The sequence below is a fragment of the Synechocystis sp. FACHB-908 genome (assembly GCF_014698595.1).
In the GTDB taxonomy this organism is placed as follows: Bacteria; Cyanobacteriota; Cyanobacteriia; order Cyanobacteriales; family Microcystaceae; genus Synechocystis.
In genome coordinates this window covers 11858-27105 of the sequence record NZ_JACJTH010000026.1, presented here as the reverse complement: position 1 = coordinate 27105, position 15248 = coordinate 11858, and the positions used below count along the sequence as shown (strand labels likewise).

Here is a 15248-nt window from a genome sequence, read left to right as displayed (position 1 = left end):
TCAAGAGCATGTTAGTAGACCAGGGTTATCGAGGTGATACCTTTGGGTTAGCCATCTGGCTCTTAATTCAAGCCAAAGTCCAGGTGATTAGTCGTTCAGGGAAGTCTTTTGAGATCTTACCAAAAATATGGATTGTCGAGAGGACGTTCGGTTGGCTGAACTGGTATCGTCGTTTGAGTAAGGATTATGAGCATCTACCAGAAATGAGCGAAGCGGCTATTTATGCCGTGATGACTCCCATTATGTTGCGTCGTCTTTCTGCTACTTCTACCACTTTATAAATGGGCTCTTAGGGCACTTTTCATCAAGCCCATTTCCCTTGCCACTTGGCTTATGGGCTTTCCAGATTGTTCTACTATTTTTACTGCTTCTGATTTTTGCTCCTTTGTAAATTGTCGTCTTGTTTTTTCGTCATTTGAACATTCTCCTTGATTTTCGACTCTTTGAATGTGTCCATTTTTTCAGTCATGGTCAATATTTTGGATAGTGACTTTGGGATCGGGATTGTGACTAAAACACTCTGCTTTTGTTTCAATTTTTTTGAGTTGGGCGATCGCCATCGAGCAGGGTCTGCCATAGACTTGCCGTACCCGTTCACTGGCAAGGGTTAAAGATTTCTGTGATCGCTGCACAAAATCTGCCAATTCGTAGGTTTGACCAGACTGAAAATATTGATTGACCACTGTGGAGGGTGAATAAAACTGATCCTCTGAACCATCGGGCCAAACGATGTCAAATGTAACTTCGGGCATTGTTTATGAATCTCCGGTAAAGCCAGTGAGGGGGTTTTGCTGCAAATCCCAAAATAGTTGGGACTCTGAACCTAGTTTAAGGGTGAGATTATGACCCGGTTGTATCGTGGCGATCGCCTCTGCTATTAAACCTTCAGCCTGAAAACAAGCCTTGACCGTTTTGACGAACTGAGGACGCACGCTCAGCAAAAAACCATAACTCGGAAAACTAAGTAGCCATTGCCTAAAATCTAGACCCGCCGGACAGGAAATGGCATCAAGGTCGAGGATTGCGCCACATTTTGATGTTTCTAAAAGCATTAATGCTGTACCAATAATGCCGCCCATACTGACATCTTTCCCCGCATCACATAGCTTGTTTTCGGCCAGGTAGGGTAAAAGATCCCAGTGTTTTTGCAAAGTTTCTGTTTCTGCCATCGTTGCTGCATCCCAGCAATAGGGCGCATTGGGTCGCGGTTTGCCTTGAAAATTGCTTACAAGAATCAGGCGATCGCCTACCTGGGCATCAAAGCTGGTGATTAAAGACTTTGCCCGACCTAAAATCGCCACTCCCAAGGCATCATAACCACTGTGGGTATTGGTATGGCCGCCCACAATGGGCACATTAAATCGAGCCGAAGCGGCTTGCATCCCTGCCCAAATTTGCTGAGCTTGGTCAGAAGACTTACTCCATAGGGCATCCACCACGGCGATCGGCCTGCCCCCCATGGCATAAATATCACTGACATTGACCAAAACACTGCACCACCCTGCAAACCAAGGATCTTGGGTAATTAAACTGGGAGCCATCCCCTCAGCCGCAAGGAGTAGATAGCCATTCTCGTCTGGAATTGCAGCGCAATCATCACCTAATCGAATCGCCTCACCATCCCCGATCAATCGCTGTTGACCTTGACGGGATGCCAATTGAATATCCTGCTTGTGCAAAATGCCAAGGGTTTGCTGTAGTTCAATAATTAAGTCAGTTAACATAACCGAGATTTAAGAAACCTGCAATAAAGCAAGATCGAGCTTCGGTCGACTATAGACCACGGGGGGATAAAAATCTAAGTCCGCTTCCATTAAATGATGGGGGCGATCGCAGATCTCAATTTCCTGAAGGGAATGCCAATGTTGTCGCTGAAAAAAACGCACATTTTGCAATTGCACCGTCGCGAAAAACTTAGTACAACCCCAACCATGGGCAGCGGTAACAGCTTTATAAATCAAACCCTTGCCAATGCGACCCACTCGCCGGTAATTTTGATGTACTCCTAGCCGACCGCCATACCAGACATTCGGTTCATTTTCATAAATCCGCACCGCACCTACTACTGTAGGTTTACCAGGAGTCTCCGTATCTAGGGCAACAATTGGATAGGCAAACTGATCCGTCTCATCAAAATCATGTCCGGCAAAAATGCCCTGTTCCTCACAAAAAATTGCTCTGCGTAGGGCAAAATACCCTTGAATTTCTGCCGCAGATTCTGCCAGTTCAAACTGAAAACGATTGTTTGACATCGTAAAAAGCTCTCTATTTTGCAAATGTTGATAATGCTGAACAAGCGCCACATTTCGCACAGCCGGCCTTCATATCTACTGAAGAAATCTGCGATTGCTTAATGATTGTGCCGACCCTCTGATACAGGGCAAACATAAAATCACTGTCCGGCGCAGGGTGATTTGCTAAAGGTGTTTCGGAAATGGGGACGAAGGGAACAACAAAAGGGTAAACGCCCATATTGACCAGCTTTTCCGAGGCTTCTACCAAAGTTTCAAAGCTATCTCCCAGCCCTGCTAAGAGATAGGTGCTGACCTGTCCCCAACCGAAGACTTTAACGGCGGCTTCGTAAGCTTCGTAATAGTAGGAAACTGGAACCTCGGCTTTTCCGGGCATAATTTTGGCACGAACATCCGGATCAACCGCTTCGAGATGCATTCCCAAACTATCGACGCCAGCGGCTTTCATGCGCTCGAACCAAATAAAATCATCGGGGGGTTCACACTGGGCCTGAATGGGAATATTGACCCGCGCTTTAATGGCTGCTGCACATTTTGTAAGGTAGGCTGCACCACGATCGCCTGAATTGGGTGTCCCCGTTGTCATGATCACCTGTTCGATACCGTCTAACCGGACTGCGGCTTCTGTGACCTCGGCTAACTGCTCCGGTAATTTACGGGTGATCGTGCGACCTGCATCAAGGGATTTTTCTATGGCGCAAAATTGACAAACAGTGGACTCATCGCGATAACGTATACAGGTTTGCTGAACCGTCGTCGCTAAAACATTGTTGCTGTGCAGTAGCGCAATGTGCGAATAGGGAATACCATCTGCTGTCTTCAAATCATAGAATTTAGGTTGACGGGGCAGGGCGATCGCCGCAATCTCTTCGTCCCCTTTGCTCAAAACCGTCTTTGGGGGCATGGATGCAAGGTTGATACTGTAGGGCGATGCCGCAGCGGTGGAAGTATAGATTGGCACCATCACCGTCGTCCCATCCACCGTCACTGCCCGATGATCTGAAGGCCCTGCACCGCCTTTGCGCCCAAGATCTTTGGCATTTGGATCCACCAGTCGCAACCCTTTGGATTGCAGTTCTGTGATGAGACGTTGCTTATTCATGTCGCTGGGATAATCCTTAAATTTTTGTACTTAATGGCTAAAAATCGGATTGTTGGGCAATGCCTCAATGGTTTCCGTCAGCTCTGGATCACTTACTGCCGGAATAGCATTGGGCGTAACTGGGTTGGCTTCTAGGGCTGACCAAGGCTGATTGTTGAGGGTTAGTTGTAATAGATCCGGTCGGGCATAATGTCCCACCGAATCCATCATGCGTTTGCGTTTAGCGATGAGGGAAAAATCTAAATCGGCGATCGCCAACCCTTCTCCCTCAGCAATTGGCTCACAGAGATGCTTTCCTTCGGGGCTAATAATTGCCGTATAACAACCACCACTCAAGGCTTGATGCATTTTTTCGTCGGTGGTAATTTGTAACTTTTGCTCCGCTGTCAACCAACCCGTTGCATTAATCACAAAACAGCCGGATTCCAAAGCATGATGCCGCATGGTCACTTCCATTTGATCCGCGAAAATCTGACCCACCATCGATCCGGGGAATTGCCCACAGTGGATTTGTTCATGTTGCGCCATCAGCGCATAACGGGCTAAGGGATTGTAATGTTCCCAACAGGCCAAGGCTCCCAAGCGTCCAACCGTGGTATCTACCGTCCTCAGACCTGCACCATCCCCTTGTCCCCAAACCATCCGTTCATGGTAGGTGGGCGTGATTTTGCGACGTTTTAGCACCAGCGCACCATCTGCATCAAAAATCAGTTGTGTGTTGTACAGCGAGCCTTCTTCGCGCTCATTAACCCCTAACACCACGACCATTCCATGGGTTTTCGCGGCTTGGGCGATCGCCTGGGTGACTTTCCCCGGCACAGTAACGGCTTCTTGATAAAGCTTTAGGTGACTTTTCCCCATCAAAACCGGCGGTTCAACAAAGGAAAAATAAGGGTAATAAGGCACAAAAGTTTCAGGAAAAACAATCAGTTCTACCCCTTTCTTTGCCGCATTGGCGATCGCATCGAGAACTTTCTCCATAGTCCCTTGTTGACTAAAAAGAACAGGACTAATCTGTGCCGCTGCTGCCCGAATATTTTTTGTATAATTCAGCATGATTTTTCCCAGCACAACGACTGGAATAGTTTCAGAAATAAAAAATGATTTGAAAACAAGTGATTGATATATTAGACTTCAAAAATCAAAAACAAAATTTTCAAATCATCCCTCCTATCAATAATTCACCAAATATTTAATCAAGCACATTTTTACATTGTCCAAGTATCAAGAATAAACGCACCATCCCTACGGTGCATCAAGATTAAATCCATCACATCTAGGGGATTAATCGGACGAATACCGGGGATTAGAGAAGGCTCGCCATGACCATAAAGTGCTTGCAGTGCAAAGCGACAAGCATAAACCTTACCCCCTGCTTCCATGATTTTTACAATACGCTCATTCATGGTCAGGTGACCCGGAAAACCTTCATCCCCAAGCTTAGGAAAACCCCTTTGTACACCGAGAGTAACACCGGGACCATAGAGCAAAACAGATGTTTCAAAGCCTTTTTTAATTAAGCGGCTAGCTTGCATTAAATTTACTAAGCCAATGGAGCCTTCAAACGCCACTGTATGAAAAGTAATCAGCGCTTTTTCACCGGGTTCAGCTTGGACATCAGGAAAAACTTTTTCCTCGTAATCTACTAAGAAATCACCTGTTTGGTGAGCTGGCTTAGTTACCTCTGGCATGGTTGTAGTTCCTTAAATTCAAATTCTGATTTGACTTGAGATTAGTCATGTATCAATGTAGAAGCGAAGTTTCCTTATTCTTGTATCATTTGTCACAAAAAAATAGTTTTAATTGAAAGTCATAGGTTTAACCATTCTTAATTTCTTGTATGAAGATTATCTTTTCTTAATAATCTTAGCCAGAAAAATGCTTCTTATCTAGATACAGTAAGAGTTTCAAGGCTTGGAATTTTCCTGGAAATGGATTTCTGTTCAGTATGTCCGCTTAAGATTTAAATGATTAGACACCTATCTAAATCAACAGGTCTGTCTATGTAAAGCTTATAAATACAAGACTATTGCGATGTTTCCTATTAATAGAATCAGAGATCATCAATTTGTAGCGAAACATACAAGTGTTAGAAATTTCGAGGCTTACAGTTGATGATTATCAGGAAAGATAGAGTTCAATACAGGTAGATAATATGAAAAAAAGCCACTATTCCGTCATTATTGTCGGTGGAGGACAGGCGGGCTTAGCGATTAGTTATCTCCTAAAACAAGAAAGCATTGACCATGTTATTTTCGAGAAAAATCAAATTGGTCATGCTTGGCGTAATCAACGTTGGGATTCTTTTTGTTTGGTTACGCCTAATTGGCAATGTCGGTTACCCGGCTTTCCCTATGCGGGGGGTGATGATCAGGGTTTTATGCTGAAGGACGAAATTGTCCAATATCTTGAGGATTATGCGGCATCTTTCCAAGCTCCTATCCTTGAGGGGGTAGAGGTTTCTAAGCTGAGTCAACGGACTGATGCTTTTGAGGTGATTACCAGCCAAGGAATCTACACCGCTGATCAAGTGGTGGTTGCTACTGGGGGCTACCATACGCCAAAAATTGCGGCGATCGCCAAAAAACTACCTCCCCATATTGTCCAGTTACATTCGGTGGACTACAAAAATCCGGAAACCTTACCAGATAGAATTTTATTAGTTGGCACAGGTCAATCGGGCTGTCAAATTGCTGAAGACCTACATCTAGCAGGTAAAACCGTCCACCTTGCCACAGGCAGCGCACCCCGTTCACCCCGCCGCTACCGAGGGAGAGATGTGGTCGAGTGGTTAGAGTTGATGGGTCATTATGATCTGCCCATTGATGAGCATCCCCAAAAGGAAATGGTACGCCACAAAACAAACCACTATTTAACCGGTCGTGATGGTGGCAGAGAAATTGATCTGCGTCAATTCGCCCTTGAGGGCATGCATCTCTACGGACGGCTCAAGGATATTGATGGAAATCAAATTCTATTTGCCGATAATCTCAAGGAAAATCTCGATCAAGCAGACGCAACGGCCGCCAGAATTAAACAAAGCATTGATGAATATATTGCCAAAAACCAGCTTGATGCGCCCATCGAAGCACCCTATCAGCCCGTTTGGGAACCAACTTCCATACCCCTTACCCTAAATATTGATGAAATTGATGCGGTTATTTGGTCCACTGGTTTTAATTTTAATTATGCTTGGGTCGATGTTCCTGTATTTAATTCGATGGGGGAACCTCTACATAATCGGGGTGTAACTAATGTGGCGGGGCTATATTTCTTGGGTTTACCCTGGTTATATACTTGGGGTTCTGGGCGATTTTCAGGGGTTGCCCGTGATGCGGAATATTTAGCGGAAAAAATTAGAGAAACACTGCCCGCTAATCAAATAAATCCTTGTACGGTGGCTTGATAAATGGCTTGGTAGCGATTTTTGGCGTTGAGTTTATGGAGGGTGCCATTAACATGAAACTTAACGGTACTTTCGCTGATGTGAAGCTCCTCGGCGATATCGCGATCGCGTAAACCTTGGGCTAATAGGCTGACGATTTCCTTTTCCCGCTCCGAGAGGAGATGTTTGTTGAGCTTGATGTTTTGAAACCCGTCATAGGGGAGTTGCAGCGAAATTTGCAGGATTGATTGATTTACACTGCTTTGACTCCTAAATTCACCGCCAACATGGTGGGCTAAAAATTCTATTTCTTTAAAAGGCGATCGCCCATCTGTGTTGAAGGCTTCTGACACGGATGCTTCGACAATGGCTTCGATGGTGACCGAAATCTCCCCATAGATGAGACGGCAATAATTACAGGAGAGTCGATTAAAAATTTCTGTGGTTCTGATCAATAGATATGCAAGGGTGGGAGAGAGCTTTTTTTCTGTGCCGATTAGGGTCAGCTTTGTCTGAGATAACAGCCTTGCCAAAACGTCCGGTAAAGGGATTTGATCGTCTAAAAATTGGGTTGTATTAATCGTATTTGTTTCGCTCTGGAGTTGTCGGACGGCATCAATGGCGATCGCCACTGCCATACAGAGAACTTGTAAAACTTCCAGAAATTCTGCGACAAAGGGAGCCTCGCTAAAGACAGCCAAGACACCAATCACACGGTCATGGCCTACCAATGGATAACCGGCGAAACCGCGAATATTATTGGCGATCGCCCAGTCACGATCCTTTACCCAGGTTTCATTGGCGAGATGATTGCTTAAAAAAGGAATACAGCTTTGGGCAATTTTACCGACCTTATAAGCCCCCATCGGCACACGGGCAAAACTACCATTCGTACTGGTATGTAAGCCTGACGAAGCAACCAGTTTTAAACTCGCACCATCAGGCTCTGTTAACCAAATACGTGCAAACACGCAATGAAAATCATGGATTAATGCTTCGGTGATTTCTTTGGTAATCGCCGTTGTGTCAAGGCAACCAGAAATGCGCTTGCTAGTCGTATTTACTTTTTGGAGATCAAAAATTAGCTGGGCAGAATCTAACACGAGCGGCTCAGAACACTATCAAATCCACGCTATCAAAGGAAGCTATCTTGAAAAGTGCTGCAAGCAACATTATGGACACCGAACCATAGGATAAATTTTCGCCATGATCCCCGGGTTTATTGATAGTTCAAAACTGCTGCGACTCAAAATCTGAAGTCATTATATGGACAAGGCGCAGAAATTTTATCCCTATCTCAACGATCATGGCCTTAAAACGTGTTTGGAAAGTTTTATTCCGCCCCCTAAATCGACCCACTAAAGCTCCGGCAATACTGGGGGACTTTCACTCAGTTTCCCCCCAAATTTGGGGGGCCAGGGGGGCTTTTCAAACAGGCTCTTAGATTACATAAACTACATTTTGGGCTGTGGCATTATTCTGGAGTATTGATCAAACCAGGGTGATCTAATGGGCGATCGCCGGGGGCATCCCAGAAGAAACGACGCTCGGATTCAGCAATGGGTTTGTCGTTAATACTCGCTTCCCGACGACGCATTAAACCCGCTTCATCAAATTCCCAATTTTCATTGCCATAGGCTCGATACCATTGACCCGCATCATCCTGCCATTCGTACTGAAATCGTACTGCAATTCGATTTTCGCCAAACGCCCACAGCTCTTTCACCAGACGATAATTTAGCTCTTTATCCCACTTGCGACGCAAAAACTCACGGATTTTTTCCCGACCTTGGAATACTTCCGCCCGATTACGCCAAAAACTATCCTCGGTATAAGCCATACAGACTTTATCTGGGTTGCGACCATTCCATGCATTTTCTGCCATCCGTACTTTGGCGATCGCAATTTCCTTAGTGAAGGGAGGAACTAAAGGTGTTGTCATGATTAAAATTTCCCAATAATTTTAGAAGAGACGGCGGCTTACGAATTTGTTTACTCTCATTGTTGATGCAGGCAAAACCTACGAATTCATCTATGGTTGTTGACCCAATAGTGACAGAAGAAGTGTCCGAAAGACCACTAATGGCTAGAACTCCGCATTTGGTGGCCGCCTCATATAAACCAAGGGCTAATTCTTTGAGTAGTTCCCTTTCAATGCGTTGTTCAGAAAGTCGAATAGATTGAAGAATCGAGTCGGGAATTGAAATTTGCATTATGGTCGTATGTAAATTTCGTTAAAATGTATTGAGGTACGGCCAGATTATAATTCGTCAACTTTAGTTGGGGAAGTTGACGTATCTTCGAGGACAAAATAGCCATTCCGACCCCGTTTCTTGGCCTGATAGAGCGCATCATCGGCACATTTTACCCAAGAGGCCAAGGACAATCCAGGCCGGGGTACAGCACAATGAATCCCAATACTGACAGTGACATAATTAGCAATCTCAGAGGTGGGATGGGAGATCGCTTTAGCATCCATCAAAGTTTTAATCCTTTGGGCAACGATAACCGCGCCGGATAAATCGGTTCTGGGTAAAATTAAGGCAAATTCTTCTCCCCCATAGCGGGCTACTAGGTCTGAAGTGCGATGGACAGATTCTTGCAAAATGGCGGCGACAATGCGTAAACAGTGGTCTCCGGCTTGATGGCCGAGGGTATCGTTGTAGAGTTTGAAATAGTCAATGTCCAACATCACCAAGGTTAAGGACTCAGTTTCGCGAAAAGCAATTTGCCATTCCCGTTCCAAGGCCTGGTCAAAGAACCGACGATTATAAACTCCGGTGAGGCCATCAATTTGAGTCAATCGTTCCAGTTCAATGTTGACTTCTTGGAGTTTTTCTTGGGCTTGTTTGAGCGGGTCAATGTTTTGAATTTGGCAGACATAATAGAGCGGTTGTTGTTGAGCATCTCGGACCAAACTGACATTCAACAGACCCCAAATCCAACGCCCATCCCGGTGTTGATAGCGGCGTTCTTGGGTATAGGCCATAATTTCGCGGTTGAGCAGTTGTTGAGTTAGGTCTCCTTGGAATGGCACCCAATTGGGATCTGTTACTTCTGCCACATCATGGTCTTGCAGTTCATCGGAAGTATAGCCCAACAGCTCACAAAAGGCGGGATTGACCTCAAGAAATTTACCATCTAAGGAAATCAGTGCACTACTCACGGCCGTAGTTTGGAAGGTTTGCCGGAAGCGTTCTTCACTTTCTGCTAAGGCCTCTTGTATGCGGAATTTGTCGGTAATGTCCCGTCCTTCACAGAGGAGAAAAATTATCCGCTGGTCGGTGTCGTAGATGGGCCGAATCGAAAAATCCAAAATAACTTTTTGCCCATTATTGCCCAAATTTTCTACGTCATAGCGAATCAGAATCCCTTGAGCGGCCTGGTGTATCGCGGATTTGAGGTCAGCTTTGAGCTGTTCGGATGCCTGCCACCAGGGAGTTTCCCAAAAATCTTGGTCGACAATCTCATCCACCGTAATGCCAGCAAAATCCAGGGCCCGTTGATTCACTTTGACGACTTTCCCGGTGGGGGTTAACAGAGCGGTAAATTGGGAGGCTTGATCAAATAGGGCTTGCATCATCGCTTCCCGTTCAGCCAAAGCCAGTTGCACTTCTTTGAGCGGGGTAATGTTGATATTTAAGCCACTCATTCTGACCGGTTGGCCGGCTTCGTTATACTCTACGTGGCCGGTACCTAAAATCCAAATACAATTCCCGTCGGCCTGGACTAGGCGAAATTCCCCTTGATAGGGTTCTCCGGTGGCAATAGCTAAGTTAACCCCCGCCTGGACGTGCTCCCGATCGTCGGGATGGACTAATTTGTAGAAAGTGTCTTGGTTTTTCTCGTAGCTGTCGGGGGTATAGCCCAAAAGATGATCGGACTGCTCGGACCAATCGGCTTGATCGGTGATTAAATCCCTTTCCCACCAGTTGGTGGAGGTGGATTCCAGGGTCATTCGCAACCGTTGTCCACTTTTTTGGAGAGCCTCTTCAATTTGTTTACGCTCAGTAATGTCAATCATAATCCCGCTGAGTTGAATGGGCCGACCGGTTTCATCCCGCTCCAGGGCCGCCAAATCCGCAATCCAGACCATTTGGCCATTGGGGGGAATCATCCGAAATTCAACCCTATAGGGCGCGTCGTGATTTAGGGTAGCTTCCACTGCGGTTTGCACCTTGGCCCGGTCTTCCGGGTAAATCAGCGCAATGGCATCGGCCCAGGTTGTGGGTAGTTCATCCCCGTGGCGGCCGAGCAAATCATGGAATGAGGGAGCTGAGTACATCTGGTCGTTGACGATATCCCATTTCCACCAATTGGCGGTTTCGGCAGAGAGGGCCAGGCGGAGAGTGGCTTCATTTTCTTTCAGGGCGGCTTCGGCAAGTTTTTGCTCGGTAATGTCGAGGTTAATGCCGCTCATCCGCAGGGCTTGGCCATTGGCATCCCGTTGCACCATACCTCTGGCCATAATCCAACGAATCGTCCCATCGGGGTGGACAAAGCGAAATTCGGTTTTATAGGGAATCCCATTTTCTAAGGAATCGTATAACTTTGCCCGGGTGGGTTCTACGTCGTCGGGATGGAGAAAACTTAAGAAGGAAGCAATATTTTTGGGGTAGGAGTTGGGGGCGCGGCCCACCATGGCATCAAAGGTGTCTGACCAATCCACCTCATTGGTTTTGATATCCCAATCCCACCAACTTGTATCGGTTGATTCGAGGGCGAAGCGGAATCGTTCTTCACTTTTTTGCAGGGCCTGGGTTTGCTGTTGAAGGCGACGGAGAGGGCGGTTAATGGACTGGATTACGGCCAAACTTAGGATCACTAACAGGCTTAATCCCAAGGCGGCGATCGCCAGCGTGGAGACTAAACTTTCATTGGCAACATTAATGAAACTTTGTGCGGAAATTGCCATAACTAGCAGTCAGTCCAGCGATTGATTCAGGCTTTGAAAATTGAGGTTAGTGACAAGGGTGGTTTCAAGATTTCGAGTTTTGGGAGTAATAATTGGGGCATAGGTACGGACCACCAAGCAAATAGTGCAATAGTTTGCGTGTAAAATACTATCTGTAAAGCTGAATTTGTAATACCTCCCTGATTCTAGCAAGCTGGACTGGTTCTTGCGCTTTGTAAAAAGATGGGGCAGTGGTTAGTGGTTCGTGACATTTTTTAACCAGCCTTTGTTAATTGTTTTCAGTATTCTCAAATAATATCCTCTCTTTTTTTGAACAGGAAAATAACTACGAGGCAAACAAAACCTTGGAGTAATAAAATTTCCCAGTTGACCAAAAGATTATTCCAACTAGGGTCGTAAACTAGGGTGGCTTTAAAAGGAGATTCCAATACGGTACCATCGGGAAAAATGACTGGCTCTGGCACTAGACTGTTGATGTCTAATAATGTGCCATAGGCACCGATAGACCAACGGCTGACCATAAACCAAGAAAGATATTGACTCACACCTTTAATTTGGAACAGTACGCCGGAGAAGATGATTTGGGGCAGTAGCAAAATAGGTAGAGCGGTGTTAGCCTGGGTTTCACTTTTGACCAAGGTAGATACCATTAAGCCTAAGCAAATAGAACTGAAAAGGGTGAGATAACTGGTGATAATTAGCCCCAAACCCCAGGGCAATAGGGGAGGCTGGGGATGGTCGAAGGCAATGAGGATAATCACCACCATAGCAAGGGTTTGCAAAAGCGCTAATCCTGACAATACTGTCACCTTAGAAGCAATATAGGCGAACAGGTTAAGATTAACTAATCTTTCTCGGCTGTAAATATCATTTTCTTTGACAATTTCTTGGAGAGAACTGGCGAGACCAACCCAGATGGCGGCACAGCTAAATACTAATAGTACGGTCTGAGCTAGGGGCGCAAGTTTGGGATCCGCTTCACTACCCAGAATAAATGGTTCCCTAGTGGCGATCGCCAGATCGATTAATAAAATGCCAATGGGGGCGGTGGCAATGGAAATACCGATATTGACCGGATCCCTAGCCATAATTTGCCAGTATCTTTGGCACAGAATCCAGGTTTGGCGCAGGGGAGATACCCTGGGAGGACTAGGTCTAGGGGCGGCAACAGCGGAATTACTCACCCCCAACCGTTGATCAATGTACTGATGTTGATAGCTAGACCGGCTATAGCGTTGGGCGGCTTTGATCACTGCTGATTGATTATCCAATTGAATATAAACATCAGCAAAATCACCATTATGGAGGTTAAAAAATTGGCAAGCATCGCTAAAAGTGCCGAAATAACACAAATTGCCCCCCTGGCCTAAAAACACCAGGCGATCGCATAGGTTAATGTTGCCGGTGGCATGGGTTACCAACACAATAGTTCGTCCCTGATCCGCTAGCTTTCGTAATAATTGCATCATCTTTTTATCTAGACCAGGATCTAAACCCGATGTCGGTTCATCGAGGAAAAATAATTTCGGATCCACCAGTAACTCCACGCCGATGGATACCCGTTTGAGTTGGCCGCCGCTTAATTTTTTGACCAGAACATGGCGACGTTCCTGCATTTCAATTTGGCCCAAGGTTTTCTCAACAATTTCGTCAATATCCGCATCTTGGGGTAATCTTAATTTAGCCGCATACCGCAAAGCTTCCTCTACGGTTAGGGAACTGTGGATAATATCTTTTTGGGGCACGTAACCAATTTGATTACGGTAAAGGTTAAAATTATTTCTCAGATCTTCACCGTTCAAATAAACTGTGCCAGACGTAGTAGGTTCAATACCTAATAAAGTCCGCATAAAAGTCGATTTGCCTGCGCCACTTCCCCCCACTAAAGCTACCAATTGACCTGGTTCAATGGGCAAAGAAATTTGGTTAAGGAGTGTAATTTCTTCGCTCTGATTACCTTGAACAGTGCGGACGATATTGCGGGCATCAAGGCGAATATTATCCCCGGTGTCGGCAATGAATAATTGATCGTTTTGTAATACCAGGGTGTAGGGAACTATTTTGATGATGGCGGCGGTGTTAATCAGAATTTTACCGTTGACTTTAGTGCCATTAACGTAAACACCATTGGTGCTGTAATCGTGTAAAAGATAGGTATTTGGCTCTAAATAATCCAGGACAGCATGTTGGCGGGAAACTGCGGAGGAAAGTAATTGTAAGTTGGCAGTTTCGTCCCGCCCAATAACCACAGATTTTTGCTTTAAATTGATGGATAATAGCGATGTTAAATTGGTAGGGCTAGAGCCATTGGGAGTAAAATATTTAATAGTAATAAGAATATTAATATTTTGTCCAATCTTAATAACATCTCCATTCTGTAATGGGTAGCCAATATCATGGGTGATTAAATGATGATTAATAAATAGCTTGTTACTGCTGGGATTGAGGCGATCGCCGTCATAAATAAAGTAATTACCTTGATCTTCTACTAAAGTAGCTTGACAACGACTAATAATGCTCCAATCAGTGGGGACTATCAGGTCGGCAAATTGGGAATCTCGACCTAAAATATGTTTACTTTTAGTTAATTCAAAAGGGGGTAAGCTTTGACCTTGATTAGTGACAATAATGTATGGTCTATTATTTTGATTCATGACCATTTCAAATTATTGAAAAATAAAATATTCATAGTTAAAACTGTAAATTATAGACATCAAATACCACTTCGAGCCACCATGAAAATTTGACTTGCTCTTGGTGAAGCAACATAACGCCAATGCCATGGTTCATAACTTACTCCTTGACTATTGTTAGGAGGAAATGAAAGTTCAAAACCATACTGATTAGCATTTCTAGCTAACCATTGATAAGCAGATGTATTTTCAAAATTTATTTTTAAATCATTTGCTGGATTAGCACCATCTCCTATATCTAAAGCATAGCCAGTGTGGTGTTCACTGTGTCCGGGAGGGGCACTAAACCTTGCCGCTGCTTCTTTACCACCTTTTCTTTTAATTTGATTTTGAAATAAAGCATCCTGAGAGGCAATAGAACGAAATCCAGAAATAATAGTTAATCTTACTCCTTGAACTTGAGCATCAGCTTGCATCTTTTTAAAAGCAGTGGCTGCTTCTTGATCTAAAGATTCACTGCGGCCGTAATATTCACCTACTTTTACTAATCTTTGCTGGCTATTTTCAGGGAAAGAATAATGACCTAAATTAGTTTTAACCGCAATATTGTTGGGAACTTCTCTTGATCCTTGCTGTTCTGCTAGCGGGGATAATTGTTCATAATCTGGTGGAAGTCCTGGCAATAGGGGGCTAGTCTGGATTTCGGGGACTTCAGTTATTAATGGTTCGAGATTAGTTGGAGTCGGAGTGGGAACCGGAAGAGAGGAAAGCTCTCTATCTTCAAGGGGGGGGGGAGATGGAATTTTTTCTTGATTATGAATGCCACTAGTTTCGTTAATAGATAATTGTTTAGCATTAGGTAAGTACCACCAACCATACAACATTCCCACTAACAGAGCGGCAACAAAAAAGTTTACCAATTGAAAGTTATTTTTTAAAAATTTTAGCATTTTCCTTAGAA

General features: G+C 44.8%; 14 protein-coding genes. 2 read left to right on the top strand and 12 right to left on the bottom strand.

Translation table 11 applies throughout. The annotated features are described in order from the left end of the window. Window positions 1-281 (top strand): transposase (locus tag H6G46_RS09235; RefSeq protein WP_190759847.1); only part of this gene is annotated, 281 nt, incomplete at its 5' end. A gap of 180 nt (window positions 282-461) precedes the next feature. Here H6G46_RS09235 and H6G46_RS09225 read toward each other — a convergent pair. From H6G46_RS09225 to H6G46_RS09200, 6 genes are all read right to left on the bottom strand, one after another. Continuing rightward, on the bottom strand, window positions 462-752 hold the full coding sequence (locus H6G46_RS09225) for an MSMEG_0570 family nitrogen starvation response protein (protein ID WP_010873940.1): 291 nt from the start codon (window positions 750-752) through the stop codon (window positions 462-464). 3 nt (window positions 753-755) lie between these two features. Then, window positions 756-1724: a sll0787 family AIR synthase-like protein gene (locus tag H6G46_RS09220; protein WP_010873941.1), complete on the bottom strand. Its 969-nt coding sequence runs from the start codon at window positions 1722-1724 to the stop codon at window positions 756-758. A 9-nt stretch (window positions 1725-1733) separates the two neighbouring features. Further along, window positions 1734-2312 (bottom strand): MSMEG_0567/Sll0786 family nitrogen starvation N-acetyltransferase, encoded by a 579-nt coding sequence (locus H6G46_RS09215; RefSeq protein WP_010873942.1) that lies wholly within the window; start codon window positions 2310-2312, stop codon window positions 1734-1736. Then, window positions 2266-3354, bottom strand: a complete 1089-nt coding sequence (locus tag H6G46_RS09210; protein WP_010873943.1) for an MSMEG_0568 family radical SAM protein — start codon at window positions 3352-3354, stop codon at window positions 2266-2268. The genes H6G46_RS09215 and H6G46_RS09210 overlap by 47 nt, the downstream gene beginning before the upstream one ends. Window positions 3355-3384: 30 nt before the next feature. Further along, window positions 3385-4410: a Nit6803 family nitrilase gene (locus tag H6G46_RS09205; protein ID WP_014407149.1), complete on the bottom strand. Its 1026-nt coding sequence runs from the start codon at window positions 4408-4410 to the stop codon at window positions 3385-3387. A 152-nt stretch (window positions 4411-4562) separates the two neighbouring features. Next, window positions 4563-5045, bottom strand: a complete 483-nt coding sequence (locus tag H6G46_RS09200) for an MSMEG_0572/Sll0783 family nitrogen starvation response protein (protein ID WP_010873945.1) — start codon at window positions 5043-5045, stop codon at window positions 4563-4565. A gap of 464 nt (window positions 5046-5509) precedes the next feature. On the opposite strand from H6G46_RS09200, the gene H6G46_RS09195 reads away from it, so the two are divergent. After that, window positions 5510-6760 (top strand): MSMEG_0569 family flavin-dependent oxidoreductase, encoded by a 1251-nt coding sequence (locus H6G46_RS09195; RefSeq protein WP_010873946.1) that lies wholly within the window; start codon window positions 5510-5512, stop codon window positions 6758-6760. Here H6G46_RS09195 and H6G46_RS09190 read toward each other — a convergent pair. The 6 genes from H6G46_RS09190 to H6G46_RS09165 form a co-directional block, all read right to left on the bottom strand. Next, window positions 6733-7842, bottom strand: a complete 1110-nt coding sequence (locus H6G46_RS09190; RefSeq protein WP_010873947.1) for a LuxR C-terminal-related transcriptional regulator — start codon at window positions 7840-7842, stop codon at window positions 6733-6735. The two genes, H6G46_RS09195 and H6G46_RS09190, sit on opposite strands and share 28 nt — an antisense overlap. A 371-nt stretch (window positions 7843-8213) precedes the next feature. Beyond that, window positions 8214-8681 (bottom strand): DUF1348 family protein, encoded by a 468-nt coding sequence (locus H6G46_RS09185; protein ID WP_010873948.1) that lies wholly within the window; start codon window positions 8679-8681, stop codon window positions 8214-8216. Continuing rightward, entirely contained in the window at window positions 8650-8952 is a 303-nt protein-coding gene (locus H6G46_RS09180) for a hypothetical protein (protein ID WP_010873949.1), read from the bottom strand. Before H6G46_RS09180 ends, H6G46_RS09185 begins: the two co-directional genes overlap by 32 nt. A 47-nt stretch (window positions 8953-8999) precedes the next feature. Next, a complete protein-coding gene (locus tag H6G46_RS09175; RefSeq protein ID WP_010873950.1) occupies window positions 9000-11654 on the bottom strand; it encodes a PAS domain-containing protein in 2655 nt (884 codons plus the stop codon). Between the two features lie 287 nt (window positions 11655-11941). Further along, on the bottom strand, window positions 11942-14308 hold the full coding sequence (locus H6G46_RS09170; protein WP_223211301.1) for an ATP-binding cassette domain-containing protein: 2367 nt from the start codon (window positions 14306-14308) through the stop codon (window positions 11942-11944). Between the two features lie 59 nt (window positions 14309-14367). Then, window positions 14368-15237: a D-alanyl-D-alanine carboxypeptidase family protein gene (locus H6G46_RS09165; protein WP_199303669.1), complete on the bottom strand. Its 870-nt coding sequence runs from the start codon at window positions 15235-15237 to the stop codon at window positions 14368-14370. Between the last annotated feature and the right edge of the window lie 11 nt (window positions 15238-15248).

Excerpts from the sequence above, each read along its gene's own strand:
- H6G46_RS09225 (WP_010873940.1), bottom strand. The coding sequence starts at position 752 with ATGCCCGAAGTTACATTTGACATCGTTTGGCCCGATGGTTCAGAGGAT.
- H6G46_RS09220 (WP_010873941.1), bottom strand. The coding sequence starts at position 1,724 with ATGTTAACTGACTTAATTATTGAACTACAGCAAACCCTTGGCATTTTG.
- H6G46_RS09210 (WP_010873943.1), bottom strand. The coding sequence starts at position 3,354 with ATGAATAAGCAACGTCTCATCACAGAACTGCAATCCAAAGGGTTGCGA.
- H6G46_RS09205 (WP_014407149.1), bottom strand. The coding sequence starts at position 4,410 with ATGCTGAATTATACAAAAAATATTCGGGCAGCAGCGGCACAGATTAGT.
- H6G46_RS09200 (WP_010873945.1), bottom strand. The coding sequence starts at position 5,045 with ATGCCAGAGGTAACTAAGCCAGCTCACCAAACAGGTGATTTCTTAGTA.
- H6G46_RS09195 (WP_010873946.1), top strand. The coding sequence starts at position 5,510 with ATGAAAAAAAGCCACTATTCCGTCATTATTGTCGGTGGAGGACAGGCG.
- H6G46_RS09185 (WP_010873948.1), bottom strand. The coding sequence starts at position 8,681 with ATGACAACACCTTTAGTTCCTCCCTTCACTAAGGAAATTGCGATCGCC.
- H6G46_RS09180 (WP_010873949.1), bottom strand. The coding sequence starts at position 8,952 with ATGCAAATTTCAATTCCCGACTCGATTCTTCAATCTATTCGACTTTCT.
- H6G46_RS09175 (WP_010873950.1), bottom strand. The coding sequence starts at position 11,654 with ATGGCAATTTCCGCACAAAGTTTCATTAATGTTGCCAATGAAAGTTTA.
- H6G46_RS09170 (WP_223211301.1), bottom strand. The coding sequence starts at position 14,308 with ATGAATCAAAATAATAGACCATACATTATTGTCACTAATCAAGGTCAA.
- H6G46_RS09165 (WP_199303669.1), bottom strand. The coding sequence starts at position 15,237 with ATGCTAAAATTTTTAAAAAATAACTTTCAATTGGTAAACTTTTTTGTT.